Here is a 15,460-nt window from a genome sequence, read left to right as displayed (position 1 = left end):
TCAATTGAGGCTCACTTTTTAGCTATGATTAGCCCCTTTTTAATGTGAGATTTCGGAAAAATCTTACTTATGAGAGGCAAGTATTCAGCAGTTTTTTTGTTTTCCTGCCAGCTATCTTTAGAAGAAAAGCAACCAACACCACTGCGATTTCCTTCATAGCATGTAACCAAAAGCGTTCCGTCATCATTTAAAGCGTCGAATGCTTGTTCTATAAGTTTTAGCTTCACAGTATCTTCAATTATTACATTAAGCACGTTGCTAATTGTAACTGTGTCAACACCGTGTTTTTTGGATTGAATAATGGCATTTGCGTTATCAATTACAGGGCGGTTAAACGGATCGATAATTAAGTTTGTTACTCCAATCTTAGATAGAAACGTTGTACCTGTCTCAAACTTACCGCCCCCTATATCCAAGTTGACAGTGTTATCTCTAAACAATCCCAAATCACACCCAAGTCCAAATATTTTCGGTTTATTTCTCGAATTCATAGATGTTTTTTTTGATGATACTTTTTGGTCACAGTCAAGCCAGAGTTTTGTTAAATTTTCTATTTTGTGTTTTTTTAAGATTTCACACCAACAGTCATATCTGCCTATTATGCTGGATACTGACGGATCAACACCTAATAGGGACTTCCATATATATGAGTACAATTTTGATTTATTTATGTCAAAGCCATTGTACTCATCGGCTACAAAAAGCCATTTATGATGGTAGATAAAAGGATTTTCGCTTTGCTTAGTTAGCTTACAAGATCCGTCTTGTTTGAAGGTTAAAACCTTGCCAATTACAGGGCAATCTTGACTGTCAAATTCATCGCATTGAATTAATGATATTGCATTTGTTTTATTGTTAATTTTGATTATTGTCGGCATGAAATCAATTTTGGGTGAATTTAAGAATTTCTCAATTTCAACACCAAAGCAGTCTGCATAAGAGACATGAAACCAAAAATTGTAACCTATCCTTTTTCCCACAGGAGATTGTCGATATATGCCGAACTCAGATCGCAATCTTTTTATTATATCATTCATAAAAAGTTTTTAATTATTTAATTATTTATTTTTTACCATGATACATTAGATGTTTTAAATATCAATAAAAAAATAAAGCAGGCAAAGCCTGCTTAAACTGATTAAAAATCAATCCCCTGAGACAGCCGTGGATCGGGATTTCTCTTCTCTATCTGAATGATGTTTCCACTCTCTAAAGTCAAACCGATCAATATCTCTCCATCTGTTCCTTTCTGAAAACCGTATGACTCAGTTTTATCGACGTACTCTTCATCATATTCCGTAAGAGTATCATTTAATGCTGATTTACCATCTCTTAACAATATCATAAGGTTCTCATAATTTACGTGTCCACTGGATACTTTATTGAATCTATGATTACCAATATCTCGGATCATAATATCAACACTTAATGGGTAGTAGTTAACCCCAAGCGGTGGCATAGAGTTCCCGATGATTACCTCAAAACTACCGTCTTTAGATAAAAAGGAAATTGGCTCCTGTCTAGTCATCATACTCATGATTGAATCTTGGAGTTTTTCAGATGTAAACTCATGAAATCGTATGGGTTTTGTTTTCAAGCCAGTTACTTTACTCGTGTGCTCAGGAAGCATATTTTCAACAGGTTCATGTCCATCTCTTAATCCTATTAGAAAACTTGGATCTTCTTCGATTATGATAGAACTGAATATTTCCTCTTTTGGTGTAATGACATTGATTATGTATTCAACGGTTTCCTGGTCATTGTAGAATTTAGATTGTTTTGTTACCTCAGCTCTGTACCCATCCCTTAGAGGCATTACAAGAACATCTCCAAACTTGAAGTTAGGTATTGGGTCAGGAAGTGACGAGTTAAAGCTATTAAGCTTGTCTTCCATTGAGACTAAATCATTGGTAAATGCTATTTTACCCACTGTCGTTGGGGTGTTAAGGTATGCGTCAACAGTTTGTACTCCCCCCAGCATATCAAATCTGCGTTGATGGACTAGGGTATCCAGGTTGTTGTCATACACATAGGCGCATTCTAAATCGTTGTTGCTCCAATCATCTGTGGCTATATAGCCTATTACGGATTCTGGAGAGTGTGTTGTTATCTCTTTTAGTTTAGATTTACTGCTCAATGGAACTAAGAGTCTGTCTTCACCGTTTACGAATGGATTTCCATCGGGATAAGTGACTTTCTCCATATTCAGAATGGTTTTGACCTTTTCCATTTTAGAATTTGAATTAAAAATATCCTCAAAGGACTTCCGTACCGAATCAGTAAGTTTTATTTCTAGGCCACTTCTTAGTCTAATGTGTGACTCACTTATTTCATCAAAAAAACCTGAAAAATCAGTTTGTAAGCGATTTATGACGTTCATTGCCGTTTCCAATATTATTTTTATAATATTGTAACATGCCGCTATAAAATAGTTAATAAAATAAAATATAAAGTTAGCAACCAAACAAGAAATTGATTCAAATCAAATTAACTTTTGAAATTGATTTTATTTCAGCAAATATTATTGACGCTCAATCCTGTAAGTGTATAATTCGAAACATACAAAGTGATTAACATTCTGATTTTAATGAGTTTATCAAGGCTTTAACGCCGTAACGGAGTTTTTATGAAAAGTAAAAAGTTACTATCTGCTATTCTTGCAATGACTGCTGTATCAAGCCCTCTTGCTTTAGCAAGCACCACTAATGGAACAGAACAAGTCACTACTGGCGGTGTTGAAGTTCTTGAAAGTAATTACCCTTGGCAAGTTAAGGTAATCACTACAATGAATGGCGTTGAAGAAGCAAAAGTATGTGGCGGTGCAATCATTGACACTCAGTGGGCTGTAACATCTGCTCAGTGTTTCTTTGATGTGTCAAAGGGTCTTGATAAGAATGACATCGAAAGTGTTCAAGTATCATTCCCAGATTATGATGGTGAGGGTCTAGCAACACTAAATATCGATAAGTTCTTCGTACACTCAAGCGCTACTGGAAACCCTGCTGATGCAAACGATATTGCACTGGTCAAGTTCAATGAAAGCAGCTTCCCAATGAACGGTGTAATTCAATTAATGACCGCTGACGAAGATGAAAATGTTTTAACGCAGCAAAAATCAGATTTCTGGGTAGAGAACCAGGAACGTTTACCGTTGTTTGTAACAACTGGTTATCAAGGCTCGCTAGATGGCGCTTTAAAGCGTGATTACCTATCTGGTGTGCCAAATGATAAGTGTGATGGTTACAATACTCGCTTGACACATTGTGGTACTACTCCACATCCTGAATACACACAAGGCATGTGTTACGGAGATCTTGGCGCTCCACTAATTTGGAAAAACCCAAGTAATGCAGGGGATAACAACAAAGGTCTGCGACTAGCTGGCATTGCCTCTATCGGTAAGGATAACTGTGACAACAATAACTACTCTGAATTTACTAATATTGCTGACTATGTAGACTGGATTAAAAACACAATCACTGCTGAGATTGGTGAAGAATATGTAGTTAACCAATTAGCTCAAATGACCGTGTTTAGCTATGATCCTCTTGCTGATGAGAATATGCCTTCATACACTGACAAGGGTGAAGTGGGTGGTAACTCAGGAGAAGACCCAGACTTTGTCGGTGATGATGACGACAATGCTACAGACGGTAATGGTGATTCAGGAGATAAATCTGGTGGCAGTTTTGGTCTAGGTGTTCTGATTGCTTTAGGAGCAACCGCTTACAGTCGCAGAAAGAAAAAGTAAGCAGAAAAAAGATAATATTGAGATTGAGGGCTTTATGCCCTCTTTTTTTATGAATTTTTGTGTTATATTTCGTTGAATTCCTATTTAAATATCAATAAATAAATTATCAACTTATGAATACAATCTTACGCAAGGTCATTGCAGGAAGCTCTCTATTGGCAGTAAGCTTTAACGCTTCCGCATTTCCGATTATGGCGATCAACAGCATTGGCTATTTAGTTCCAATACTTCTTGCTATTGTTTCTGGTGGGGTGGGTATAAGAAATAAGAAACACATGCTTTTTGCAATGGTTGGAATGTTGGTGCTACTTACGTATTTCATCTTTGAAAACGTAGTCGATCATAGAGTAGAAAAATTCAGCTTAAAGCAAAAATATTTCGAATCAAGTGAAAGTGTTCAAATCAACTCCGACAGATTCTTACCTATTGCAATGGTTCCTGAAGTCATCAACTCTGGTAAGCGAGTAAGCTTAATAAAAATTCAAGATGTCCGAAATATTTACTTAAATAACAATAATACATATGGTTACGCTGAGTACGACAAAGCTATTGATTACATTAATGCTAATAAGTTTGACTATGTATTATTAAGATCGCACTCCTATCAAACCTTACTCGATTTCGGTGAGAAGGTGGCTAAGAATGCAAATACCAAAGTTATGTTAGTTAAGCCTGAGTTGGCAACATTTAATTGTGAGCAAAAAACTTGCGCCAAAAATTTCAGAGAATATGACTTTGAAGATTATGATTTTCCGATTATTGAGAAATTTAATGCGAGAAGAGCAAAGCTTCTCGATGATTTTAATATTGTTGTAGCCTCTCGATTCATTTCTTCTATTTCTCAGATATATAAAGAAGATATGATTTATTTAGATGTAGATCTAGCTTACGCGTATGGAGATAAATACTGGTCTTCAATATCTACCAGGATTAATCGAAACAAAAAAACGATTGTTCTAATAAATAAAAATGATAACTTTTCAAGTTCTGAGAGTTTTTACAATTATAAGAATGGTTTACTGAATATTCTTTCAGAGCAAACAGGGGTTAAGGATTTTTATGTTACAAGCAATTCTGAATTAATCCGTGAGATTTCATTAAGAAGTGATGACCCTGTTGTAACGAAATCACATATAAATGAAAATAGATATTATTCACCCATAGAGATTCATGCTAGAAGCTATAGCAATTTTGATTATTTTACTTACATTTGTTTTACTGAGCAATGCGTTGACACAATGGGTAGAGACAATTCTATCAACGCATCGAAACTAAACATTTTCAGTTTAAATGGTTCTTTGCTAGTTAACCTTGAACCATTGAAAAGATACAAAAATGATAAATTGGTAATAGCCTCGCATGATCTGTTCAGTTCATTATTAGGAAAACTTTTAGCTAAGAATCTTGCTGACAATGGATTTAAATTCAAGGGATTCACTTACCATTACTCTATGTACTTTGGAGCATTTGAGAGGTCAGTTATAAATGGTGAGCATATAGCTAGTTACGATGACAATATTCTTCAACCGTTAACTAAGCTACTATCAGCTATAAACTATGAGTTTTTAGATAAAGACAGAGAGATTAATATTTATGCGTTGATAGTTGTCAGCCTGATTTTTGGTGCTTTATCGGTCTCTAAAAACGGAAATGTTTCTAAAACATCAAGTGTTGGTTTTATTGTAATTTCATACATTCTTGTCAACTTTTTCCACTTGAATCCTAAGTTGATAGATTTAGAGATTTTTGGTGTGTTATTTGCTGCACCACTGTTAGCAACGTACATTTATGTGACCACAGATAAGTGCAAATATGCGATATTTTCTCTGATCGCGTACTGGCTAGCTTATAGCTTCATAAGTGTAAGTAGTATGATTAATTACGTGCTTTCATTCTATTCAATAGGTGGTGTTCTTGCCATTGCATTTAGCTGTAAGAAAATTAAAGAAGATAAGGCTCGTATAGGTGAGAAATATCTTTTAACAGTAAAGCATCTTACAAACTGTAAAGCTGGCTGGATAATTGAAAACAAGGAGGACTTACTTCGACATATAAAAAACAAAAAATATCTGTTGAGATCTAATCATTTAACTAAAGAAGAAATGGACGTTTCTGGAAAATTTGAAAGTTACTTGATAAGCGGAAAAGAAGACGCAATGAAAGTCTATGAAGCCGCTATTAAGGATGCAAACATCTTGCTAAAGCAAGATGATATCCAATTCTGGCTTGTTCCTTATGTGGAGACAACGCTGAAAGGTGTAATGCAGTCAATTGGTACAAACATAGGGTTAGTTGGCATATCCTTGGGCGCTAATGATTCGGTTACGCTGGGAACTTCTAGCTCTTACTATGAAATAGATAGGGAAGGTAACTGCAAGAATTGGTCAGATTCAAAAATTACAAAGGCTAGATTACTCAAAAAACTGAAAGAAATCGAAGCTATTGAAGGTGTTCCAGTAATAGTTGAGTTTGGCATTACCAGATTTGGAAAAATTGAGATTTTTCAAGTTAGACATCAATGTGTAGATTATTCTCACGAACAGACGCGTAATGCATTGAATGGTCGATACTCTGTTGTATTTAATGAGAGTTCTTCTATTTTAGGTGCATCTGTATTGAGCAGCCTGAGTGAAGGTAGGATTGTCTTGGCAAAGGGAAGCATGTCCATGCTTAAGGTTGTCGAGCCTAACCAAAGTTTAAGCTATATTGCGACACAAACCCGTCTTGTCGCGATCACTAAAGAATTGTCTGAAATTGACCTGTCTAACTCGATCACTATAAATGCTAAGGTTAATTTGATTAAACAGATTATTGATCCAATCATAACTTTGTACTTTAGTGGTAGCAGTATACTCTTTGAAACAGTTCGCGACAGTATCATACTGAATTGCGTTACCAGTGCGGTTTCTAAGTTTGGTGAATTGCCAGGATATGATCTCGCTGATAAGCCTGTACAAGTAAGTACAGAAAATAGTAACTTGAGTTCCACAACATATAAAGATGTATTGCACTTAATCGTATCTATTGCTTTGATTAGGCTGAGAAATGAACTTTGCTCAGAGTTTACAGATATTAGTCGAGTAGCTGGTAGTACAATTTCACAACTGGATGAAAAAATCTTCATTGAAGATACCACTGAAACTAATAATATGAATGAAATGATAGTCGTAGTAGAAGGTTCATTTTCTGGTGAAACATATTCTGTTGATGAGTTCTTAATGCTTTCAGAAAATGATCAGGCAAAGGCAGTGATTAAAGATGATTTTATACCTATCTCATATATGATGGATTGCATGAACGCTTCTGCAATCATAGTGAGAAATGGAACTCCGCTTTCTCATGTTGCTCAAACTGCAAAGTCTCTAAAAGTTCCTTTTAAGATAGAGAATTAAACATCAAACCCTCTTAAAACAAGAGGGTTTTTATTTGTAAAACAAATTGACGACTAGTGTTAGCTATGTATAATAAGAACAATAAATAAGGAATGTAAAAATGAAAATTATTTCTAAAGATAGTGATTATTACGATTCTTGTACAGCTTTTGGTCAGTCAGATGATAACTACGTCTTTGCACGTAATAAGAAAACGCACCTGCTACAGGAAGATTCAGCGATTGAGGTTATCGACAAGTTACTGCAACTTGAAGCAAAGGAACTTAGGAAAATTTTCCGCGACATCTCAAGACGTAATGCTTGGGGTACTAGATACTCAGATCCATTTATTGATGTTGGAGTTTTGATTTTTTGTGGAAAGAATTACCCTTTAATCACATTCTGTAGTGAAGCATTCCATCAATTCAATACTGCTAGAACTGGATTAGAAAAGGTCATTGAATACATGTCGCTAAATGGCGTTAAATCAGAGCGAGAAATGCCTTATCTAACCTTTTACGATTCTGTGTCGGCAAAGCGATTTATCACCAATATGAGCAATCTAGGCGCTTTCAAGAATACAGATTATGGTGAAGCATATTGGTTTGACATCATTGAGCGAATTTTCAATGCTTTTAAACCTACAAATGATAGTGATTTTTATCGCCAATTGCTTGTAAACTACAATACGCCATACCTAAAAGTACATCGAATTAACTATAATTTTCAGTCATGCTCATTGAATATTGAAACCAATACAAACCTGAGATTACTACAATTCCAAAAGCAATTTTACCCTCAGCAGGCTTACCAAGAGATTGAGATGTTTTGCTGTGGAGTTCTAGGTTCAACTCAGGAAGAAATTATTCAAATTGCAGATGAGCACTTGAGAGATGCAAAAGGTTTTGATGGTAAATCGTTCAAAACAAGACCAGGAACTAAAAAACGTAGAAAGCATAAATAATTAAGGGGTAATAAATGTCTTCAATTACAATCGCAAAATTACAGAGCATAGTTTTAAACACAGACAAAATAACGATCTCAAGAGCTGAAGACAACTCATTGAATTGTCAATTGAAATCAGAAAATCTTGAGGATATTGTAAAAGAGCTTGCAGAGCTGTACTGTATTCAACAGGATCAAATTGCGGAGCTTTCAAAAAGACCGAAGTTTGATCTGAGCACCGTACATGGAAGAGAACAAGCTGTCATAGCGAATCTCCCTCCTGAACTTAAAAGTTGCTAAGGATTACATAATGAAAAATGTAGATACTGTTAAAAGACTTGCCGAATCTGGTCAGGAAGCTAAGAAATTATTTTCTGATTTGGCAAAAGACATTGAACGTCAGGAGAATGCTGGATACGATCTCTGGACACACTTGCCATCTTATAAAGCCGCAGTAGCAGCTCATGGTGATTATGCAGTTGAACATAAACCTTCAGTAGCAGACATTATGATTGAAGCCGCAATGTTCCTTTCAGACAAGATGGAAGTTGATGCTGATATGACTCCTGATAAAGAGGAATGGTATTCTTGCCCATGCGGAGAAGAACACTAAGTTTCACATTTTTGATATAACAAGCCTGCTCTATGCAGGCTTGATAGCCTCTCTAAACTCTGATGCCAACAAGGGTAGATTTAACTTCTTATATATTGTTGGGGAGTTTAGTGGGTATGAACTTTCTACAAGATGAACAATATCATTGAATAGTGCGTGTTTTAATTTTTGCGACAAATAATAAAGAACGTTGTCAAATTCAGCAGTGTTTTCGCTAGTGCCAATTTCTACATATGAGACTGTACCAAGCTTACTCAATTCGGAGTAAATCCTAATAGTGAATTGAGCGCCTAAACAACTTCGAAGTAATACATCTTTTAGGTTTGATTTAATACTTCCATGCTCATATTCCCACTCAATATCGGTGCGCTTAACCCCGTTTTTTAAGCATGAATACCAATCATATAAGTATAAGATTAACTCTAATTTTCTTAATGAAATTGATTGGTTATTCCCAAATTCATCAATAATCCTCTTGATTTCATTCATTTTATTCTTTCTTTGTGTTGACTTTTGATTGTTACATTATATTATGATCACAGGCTTTAGAACAAGTCTAGCGTTAAGGTGTCAGTAAATGATAGCGAATACAAAGTTCATTAAATGGTCGTTTTATATCTTTTATTTAGCGGCTTTCGGTTTCCTTAGCAACTGTATAAATCAAAATGCCGCGCATAGCTAAAAGGTATTGAAATGCGTAAATCCTACTCAACTTCTCAAATCCCTGCATTGAAACGTGGTATTCAACTACTTAGAAAAGCAATCAAATTTCATCAATATGAACCATTGTTAACCCTAAAGTTAAATGAGCTGCAAGATCGTATTGCTGTTGGCTTGAAATTTGGATCGTTCAACGATTTGAGTACTGATGCTAAAAAGCATGAAGCCCCAATTTTCATGGACTGTTTTTGTGCGGAATCCAATTCAGAATGGCGCAACATTAGGGACTCGATCAAGAGAACGCTACTTGGGGAAATTGATAACAGTGCTAAAGGTGAAATCCTGAAGTATATCGAAATGATATCCTGGTATCCCGCTGTTGACGAATCCATTGATCGTCTAAAAGAAGCCTCAGAAGAAATCATTAAGTATGCAGATAATTATGATATTCCTAACCTTTTTTTGGTCTCAAATATTGATGAGAAAAACCGTTCGATAACGATTAGGTTGAATAATCCAGATTTACGTTATGCGTATGGAACACTCGTACATCTAGAAAGTTCGTATCTAAGCCTTTCAGACTTAATGTTTACACGAAAGGACATTGTTGTTTACCACGTACAGAGCATCAATAAAGGGCATGAATTCAAAATTGAGTTCAATGACCACGCTCACAACAGACAATTTCTTCCTCAGGTTGCGGTGGTGGATGTTCAGGATATGAATATTGAAAGAACTCATGCTGTTGGCATCATTAAGGGTGAAAAGTCATACCACTATACACCGTTAACACACGTTTTAAAGTACGATCCTGATGAGTTCCTCAGTACTCAGCATGAGCTTGGGTTATGTAAAGTTGCTGAAGAAGAATCTATTTTCCTTTCTCAGTTTCCCGATGGAATATCAAGAAAACTCTACAATGAAAAAGCGTAAGCTATTGGATTTGAGCCGCTCTTAGAGCGGCTTTTTCATACCCAACCCTCAATGCGTTCAGGTGAGTCTTTACCGCTAAGGATTCCATGAATAGCAAGGTGTACTGCCATTGTAATTTGAGGATTATTGAAGGAAGACTCAATTGGGATTGAAGGTGTTAGCTGATTGAGAAAATCTGAAGTTGTAAATTCACCAACATGGTCGATGGTTCCGTCAGTTAGTGTTTCTTCTATGAGGATCTTGTTGTTGTCGATAAACACACCATATAGCTTGTGGAAGAGTACGGTTCTGACCTTAAACTGAGAATCATTTTCTTTATTAATATAATAACCACCTGAAAGAGGATAGTTCTTTTTACGTTTTCGTCGCATTGTTTAGCTCATTTTTTTATTTAGAATTCTAACTTACCAAATAACTTGTTGAAAATAAAGGGTTCAGTTAAAAGCATGAAAGGATATTATCCAGACAATATTTAAGCGATTAAAAAATAACAAGAAAAAGCTTTTAATATGAGATTTTACGAATATAATCGGATTAAAAATAAACAATAAAAAGTCTGATTATGAAAATTAATAAAAGAATAAGAAATGTAATAAATACTATACCTCTCATTTCAAGTCTTATGCTTACAGGCTGTGCAGGTAATGGCTTAGTTACACCAACTACAGAAATGGATAATGTTGATCTTAAGTTTTTGGGTGTGCCAGGTGTATTAGCAATGCAAGGTAGTGCAGTAAGAATTGATGAAAACTGGCTTCTGACAGCAAAACATAACGCATTTTTTATAATGTTTGATGATGTTTATGAACACCCGTTGTGCGATATTGCTCTAATTAAGGATAAAGGCGAAATTGACACTCCAGTAAAATTCAAACTAGTGAATGAAGAAGAGAAAGTTACACACAAAGGGTATGGAAGCTTTTTGGCTATCCCCGCTAAAAGCGAGGGAGAGTTCTTACAATACTTGACTGTAAATAACTGTACAGTTGGATTAACAAATGCACCCGTTTGGGCTGGTATGTCTGGAGGCGCTGTATATAATTCAAATGAAGAGTTAATAGGAATAAATCAAGCTATTGTTTGGAGTGTGGAACTTAATGAGGGTTCTAAACCACTTAAAGAGGCGGATAGAAGAACAGCTTATACGCCAGTCTGTACTGAAGAAGTTGGTCAATGGATCGAAAAAGTAACAGGTGTTAAATATTGTGTTAAATACAAAGATGTAACCGCAAGGATTAATAAAGATGAGTCTAAGAAGTAAAGTTGAAAATTTAATCAAAAAAAGCTCGGAAGATAACCTGCCTAAAGAGGTCATAAGCGAAAAAATTTATGACCTTTTGGAAGATGAAGGTTTATCTGTTTATGGAAACGGATGGGCAGATAACCCTACAGACTTATCCGAACTGATATCCTTGGATGATGAGGAAACAATCAAAATTTCTTCATGTAAGATATTGTATGAACTAGATATGGCAGGGCTGGGACTTGATGGTAATGGTTGGTTTGATGATGATCCAGAATGGAATGAGCTAGTGGAATTACATTGTTAATAAAAAAGCCTTTAACCATCAGGTTAAAGGCTTCAATTTATAGTTCAATTACTTCATTCTGATCTATAGGTGTCAATAGCTTGAGATATGCATTACTAGGGTCATATATAGGAAGTTTTGACTCTTTAATCTTGCTCTTATCATACATTGAATCTTCCGTGTCATTGTCGTTTTTATCGAGCTTTACAATAGAATTATGTGTGAATAAATATGGTACGTTAAGATTTTTAATAAAACGAACCTCATCAACTTTATCGAGAAGTATTTCTGGGCTGATTGCCATCAATCTATCACAAAATCTTGGATTATATTCCTCATCACTTAATACAACATCACACTCAATAAATGTTTTTGATTGAATCTGAAGATCAATTATTGACTTTTCTAAATGTAGGTTTCTAACTCTCTCAAAACCATAAATAGTTAATCCAATCTTCAAATCATTAACTCTAGATAATCTTTCAATCAAGTTAATAATCATTGGATTAATTAAATCTCTTCTTTCATGATTCTCTAGTGATGAAGGCATTCGTATTAAATATATTGATTTAGATTCATTTAAAGTATCACCCCATGATTCATTGCTTTCATTAAAGTATGAAGATGATAAATTTTCACTTTTGAGAACTAAATAATTTTTGAATATCTCAATTTTCTCGACATCCGTAATTTCTTCATTCTCAGATAGATGCCAAGGGAACTCACTTTGTAGAGAATTGAATGAGTCTAGCCATTGATTGGTCGATTTTGAGTATTTATCGGAACGCAATAATGAAGTAAATGATACATAAGGTGATATGTTTACTTTATGGGATTTAGATGGGGCGCTTATTGCATGATCAAACACATATACATTCTTAGGGTTAGAACAGTTTCTTGACGCTGCTAGTGCAACTGAAAACAATAAGTCAGTATCTGTGTCAAAATCTAGAATAAAGTGCGCATCTAGTTGCTTTGAATACGACTTTGATACCGCATACGAAATAGCCCTGTATTTTGATTCTGGAGTTTTGCTATAGACATAAATAGAATTTTCTGCACTATCTATCTTCTCTAGCTTGTTTTTGTTGTTTGATGAAAAGAGCCTATTTAATAGCTTAGAGTCGTTATCTTCTGACAACTTACTATGTATATATACAGATTTCATTTTAATTTCCTTTTGATGTTTTTCTTTATCACATAATACACTATTAAGAATTAAGGTAAATGCTTTACCGTGACTTAATCAGGTGTGGTATAATGCATACATGCAAAACTGGAGATATAAAGTGACAGCGCCAAAAGTTTTATTCATAAAAAATGCGGTATCAGAGGAAGTAAAGGAGCTTGCTAAAGACATGGGATATGATCTTCTAGCAGGTGGTAATACTGATAACCCTATAATATATTGTAACCTATCTAATATAGCCAATGACTACATTGAAAAATGGAAGGAAAATTGTAAGTTAGTGAATATTAGAAATGTGTACCACGGAACTAATGAATTCTTCACTAGCTTTGAGCACTCATCTGATATTGGTTTTCATTTTGGAACAAAGTCAGCCGCGTTGAAGCGGCTAAAAAGCATTCCAAGAATGGATGTATCAATTGAAAGAGAAGAGTTTTCTTCTGAAAGTCCATTTGGGATAAGAGTAGGCGACGAAAATTCTACAGATCTAAGGGTTAAGGCTAAAGCTATAATTATACCAAGGCTACAACACCCAAAGCCTGGAATAGTAGACATCATTAATTCATTGTCAGATGAAGAACTTAAGCATGAGATTGATAGCTACATCAATCTTCCAATAACTGACAAGTATAAAGCCATGCTTGTTAATGTTGGCAAAAAGCCTCAATTCAATGTTTTAGCTAATGGAGCAGAAATACTTTCCACAGAAGATCGCTTTGTTGCATCTTGTGCTGCCAAGTTTGTGAAAGAATCCGCTGTTAAACGTGCAAACTTGATTTTACGGAACCCCATTAGGATGAGTGATCTTGGTGTTTGGTCTCCTTTAGATATTGCTAGAGAGGCAAAATTAGATTCATCTCAGGTTGATAAAATCATGTCACAGACGAATCTAGAGGAAAAGTACTCTCAGCTAAAGAGAATATTCCTCGATATGGGCGTTGATGGCATCATTTATAAAAATCAGATAGAAGATTCAGGTATAGATAGCTACATAGTATTTAGCGAAGACCAAATCTTTATTACCTCAGAGTTTGACATAACACTGTCAAATGAGCCTCGGTTTGTCAGATAAAAGGAGAAACTATGTTTCTCCAATATCAATGTGTTTCTTTATGCTTCTCGTATTCTGATTCTCTTTCTCTTAATCTTGCTAAGCAACTGTGAAGAGCAGGAATATTTTCAGCTTCTCTTGACGAATATGAGATATTTTCAACAGAATCAAAGATGGATGACTCTCTCTCAGAATAACTAGTGTGAGTTTGTCCGTCTTTTTCCATCGTTAAATAAGCGCAATTTCCACCAACGATGGTCATATAGCGGTCATTGAATGCCTCTCCAACATTCCAGCCGTTGCTAGTAAGTGTTAGCAGCATTCGCATTCTATAGTATGCAGATTGCTCTGATTTTGAATAGCTAAATTCATCTATGAAGCATGGAACTTTCTTTTTAGAGTTATCTACTAGACTTTCCATTTTTATTTACTCAATTAATTAATATTGATAGTATGTTACCCAAATCAATTATGAATTGGAATGAAAAATGAACAGAAATCATGCGAATTGGTATTCTTTGGCAAAGCTTCTTGAGCGCTACGGAAAGCTTTCTGTAGAGTTATGCAATCTATTTATTTTTCATATGGAATGTAAGGTTTTGTACGCTACTGGAACTCCAAACAATACATTAATAGAATTTGAGATTATTGACCAAAATCTTAGATTTATAGAGAACATTAAAGAAGCCACTTTTGAAAGAGTCTTTAATTTTGAAAATGGTTTTGTTGAACTAAAGCCAGATACTGAAAAATTCATAAACGATGAAGATTATGAATGTGAATTCAATCTTTATGTAGAAACAAGTGTGAAACTTAGAAAAATACTTGCAGCGGAACTTGACGGGCTTCCTAGTGCTGAGGTTAAAGCAATAGAATTTATAAAAAACATGTATATTTCCGATTTCAATATGATTGATTCAGGCTCGCTGTTCAGTTTTTATGACATCTTAAAAATAAGAACGAAAAAATCTGAGATAAACTCTTTAGATGTAGGGCTGTTTGAGCATTTTTCAGAGTTTTTCTTTCTACAAAGACATCTGGACGAAATTGGTTTTAAGAGCCATTAAGTTTATTTATGAGATTTTTCTTAGTTTTTATTTGCCGTTAAAAATAGCTCTAGTTCTGTCTCTTTCTTCATTGACCTGGATCATTCCTTTCGCAACCATTACCCCTTGTACATACCCAAGCCAACGATTCATTTTGGTTTCTGATTCTTGTGCAGGGTCATAAATTTCACAACTAATTACATGAAGCATCCATGACAGGTGACTATTACTCATAGGGTCTTCTGGATTGCACTCGTAGGTTTTGAATGCTTTGATTTTCTGTAAGTATTGTTTAGCAATTACTTTATGCGGTTCATTCATTTTGTTAATCTTAGTTTAAATAATGATATTGGTTATTAAAGTGACAGTTTT

At 35.0% G+C, this 15,460-nt stretch carries 17 protein-coding genes; 10 read left to right on the top strand and 7 right to left on the bottom strand.

Annotation, left to right across the window (positions count from 1 at the left end):
- Nucleotides 1-11 precede the first annotated feature (11 nt).
- On the bottom strand, nt 12-1,037 hold the full coding sequence (locus R7P80_RS03210; protein ID WP_116920939.1) for a hypothetical protein: 1,026 nt from the start codon (nt 1,035-1,037) through the stop codon (nt 12-14).
- Nucleotides 1,038-1,138: 101 nt separating this feature from the next.
- Nucleotides 1,139-2,380: a hypothetical protein gene (locus R7P80_RS03205; RefSeq protein WP_229623739.1), complete on the bottom strand. Its 1,242-nt coding sequence runs from the start codon at nt 2,378-2,380 to the stop codon at nt 1,139-1,141.
- Between the two features lie 246 nt (nt 2,381-2,626).
- Between R7P80_RS03205 and R7P80_RS03200 the strand changes: the two genes are divergently transcribed.
- The 5 genes from R7P80_RS03200 (at nt 2,627) to R7P80_RS03180 (ending at nt 8,680) form a co-directional block, all read left to right on the top strand.
- Nucleotides 2,627-3,751, top strand: coding sequence for a trypsin-like serine protease (locus tag R7P80_RS03200; protein ID WP_318096665.1), 1,125 nt, complete (start codon nt 2,627-2,629; stop codon nt 3,749-3,751).
- 113 nt (nt 3,752-3,864) lie between these two features.
- A complete protein-coding gene (locus tag R7P80_RS03195) occupies nt 3,865-7,143 on the top strand; it encodes a hypothetical protein (protein ID WP_229623740.1) in 3,279 nt (1,092 codons plus the stop codon).
- A gap of 100 nt (nt 7,144-7,243) precedes the next feature.
- Nucleotides 7,244-8,086 carry a hypothetical protein gene (locus R7P80_RS03190; RefSeq protein WP_229623741.1) on the top strand — a complete coding sequence of 281 codons (843 nt, stop codon included), beginning with the start codon at nt 7,244-7,246 and terminating at the stop codon, nt 8,084-8,086.
- 14 nt (nt 8,087-8,100) lie between these two features.
- Nucleotides 8,101-8,367, top strand: a complete 267-nt coding sequence (locus R7P80_RS03185; protein ID WP_229623742.1) for a hypothetical protein — start codon at nt 8,101-8,103, stop codon at nt 8,365-8,367.
- A gap of 10 nt (nt 8,368-8,377) precedes the next feature.
- Nucleotides 8,378-8,680, top strand: a complete 303-nt coding sequence (locus R7P80_RS03180; protein ID WP_229623743.1) for a hypothetical protein — start codon at nt 8,378-8,380, stop codon at nt 8,678-8,680.
- 30 nt (nt 8,681-8,710) lie between these two features.
- On the opposite strand, the gene R7P80_RS03175 is transcribed toward R7P80_RS03180, so the two are convergent.
- A complete protein-coding gene (locus tag R7P80_RS03175) occupies nt 8,711-9,169 on the bottom strand; it encodes a hypothetical protein (RefSeq protein WP_229623744.1) in 459 nt (152 codons plus the stop codon).
- A 204-nt stretch (nt 9,170-9,373) separates the two neighbouring features.
- Between R7P80_RS03175 and R7P80_RS03170 the strand changes: the two genes are divergently transcribed.
- Entirely contained in the window at nt 9,374-10,273 is a 900-nt protein-coding gene (locus R7P80_RS03170) for a hypothetical protein (RefSeq protein WP_229623745.1), read from the top strand.
- A gap of 35 nt (nt 10,274-10,308) precedes the next feature.
- Here the strand turns inward: R7P80_RS03170 and R7P80_RS03165 are convergent, their stop codons facing one another.
- The gene (locus R7P80_RS03165; RefSeq protein ID WP_229623746.1) at nt 10,309-10,644 is read right to left on the bottom strand and encodes a hypothetical protein; all 336 of its coding nucleotides are present in this window, start codon (nt 10,642-10,644) and stop codon (nt 10,309-10,311) included.
- 191 nt (nt 10,645-10,835) lie between these two features.
- Between R7P80_RS03165 and R7P80_RS03160 the strand changes: the two genes are divergently transcribed.
- On the top strand, nt 10,836-11,534 hold the full coding sequence (locus R7P80_RS03160; RefSeq protein WP_229623747.1) for a serine protease: 699 nt from the start codon (nt 10,836-10,838) through the stop codon (nt 11,532-11,534).
- A complete protein-coding gene (locus R7P80_RS03155; protein ID WP_229623748.1) occupies nt 11,518-11,823 on the top strand; it encodes a hypothetical protein in 306 nt (101 codons plus the stop codon). The genes R7P80_RS03160 and R7P80_RS03155 overlap by 17 nt, the downstream gene beginning before the upstream one ends.
- A 37-nt stretch (nt 11,824-11,860) precedes the next feature.
- On the opposite strand, the gene R7P80_RS03150 is transcribed toward R7P80_RS03155, so the two are convergent.
- Nucleotides 11,861-12,970 (bottom strand): hypothetical protein, encoded by a 1,110-nt coding sequence (locus R7P80_RS03150; protein ID WP_116920934.1) that lies wholly within the window; start codon nt 12,968-12,970, stop codon nt 11,861-11,863.
- Between the two features lie 121 nt (nt 12,971-13,091).
- Here R7P80_RS03150 and R7P80_RS03145 point away from each other — a divergent pair, with 121 nt between their 5' ends.
- Nucleotides 13,092-14,063, top strand: coding sequence for a hypothetical protein (locus tag R7P80_RS03145; protein WP_133297290.1), 972 nt, complete (start codon nt 13,092-13,094; stop codon nt 14,061-14,063).
- A 25-nt stretch (nt 14,064-14,088) separates the two neighbouring features.
- Here the strand turns inward: R7P80_RS03145 and R7P80_RS03140 are convergent, their stop codons facing one another.
- Nucleotides 14,089-14,463 carry a hypothetical protein gene (locus R7P80_RS03140; protein ID WP_229623749.1) on the bottom strand — a complete coding sequence of 125 codons (375 nt, stop codon included), beginning with the start codon at nt 14,461-14,463 and terminating at the stop codon, nt 14,089-14,091.
- A 67-nt stretch (nt 14,464-14,530) separates the two neighbouring features.
- Here R7P80_RS03140 and R7P80_RS03135 point away from each other — a divergent pair, with 67 nt between their 5' ends.
- Complete coding sequence (locus tag R7P80_RS03135; RefSeq protein WP_116920931.1) at nt 14,531-15,109, top strand: hypothetical protein; 579 nt, start codon at nt 14,531-14,533, stop codon at nt 15,107-15,109.
- A gap of 27 nt (nt 15,110-15,136) precedes the next feature.
- Here R7P80_RS03135 and R7P80_RS03130 read toward each other — a convergent pair whose 3' ends face one another.
- The gene (locus R7P80_RS03130) at nt 15,137-15,409 is read right to left on the bottom strand and encodes a hypothetical protein (RefSeq protein ID WP_021485429.1); all 273 of its coding nucleotides are present in this window, start codon (nt 15,407-15,409) and stop codon (nt 15,137-15,139) included.
- Nucleotides 15,410-15,460: the final 51 nt, after the last annotated feature.

The sequence above is a fragment of the Vibrio sp. 2092 genome (assembly GCF_033339635.1).
Classification (GTDB): domain Bacteria; phylum Pseudomonadota; class Gammaproteobacteria; order Enterobacterales; family Vibrionaceae; genus Vibrio; species Vibrio alginolyticus.
This window is presented reverse-complemented; position numbering and strand designations above follow the sequence as displayed.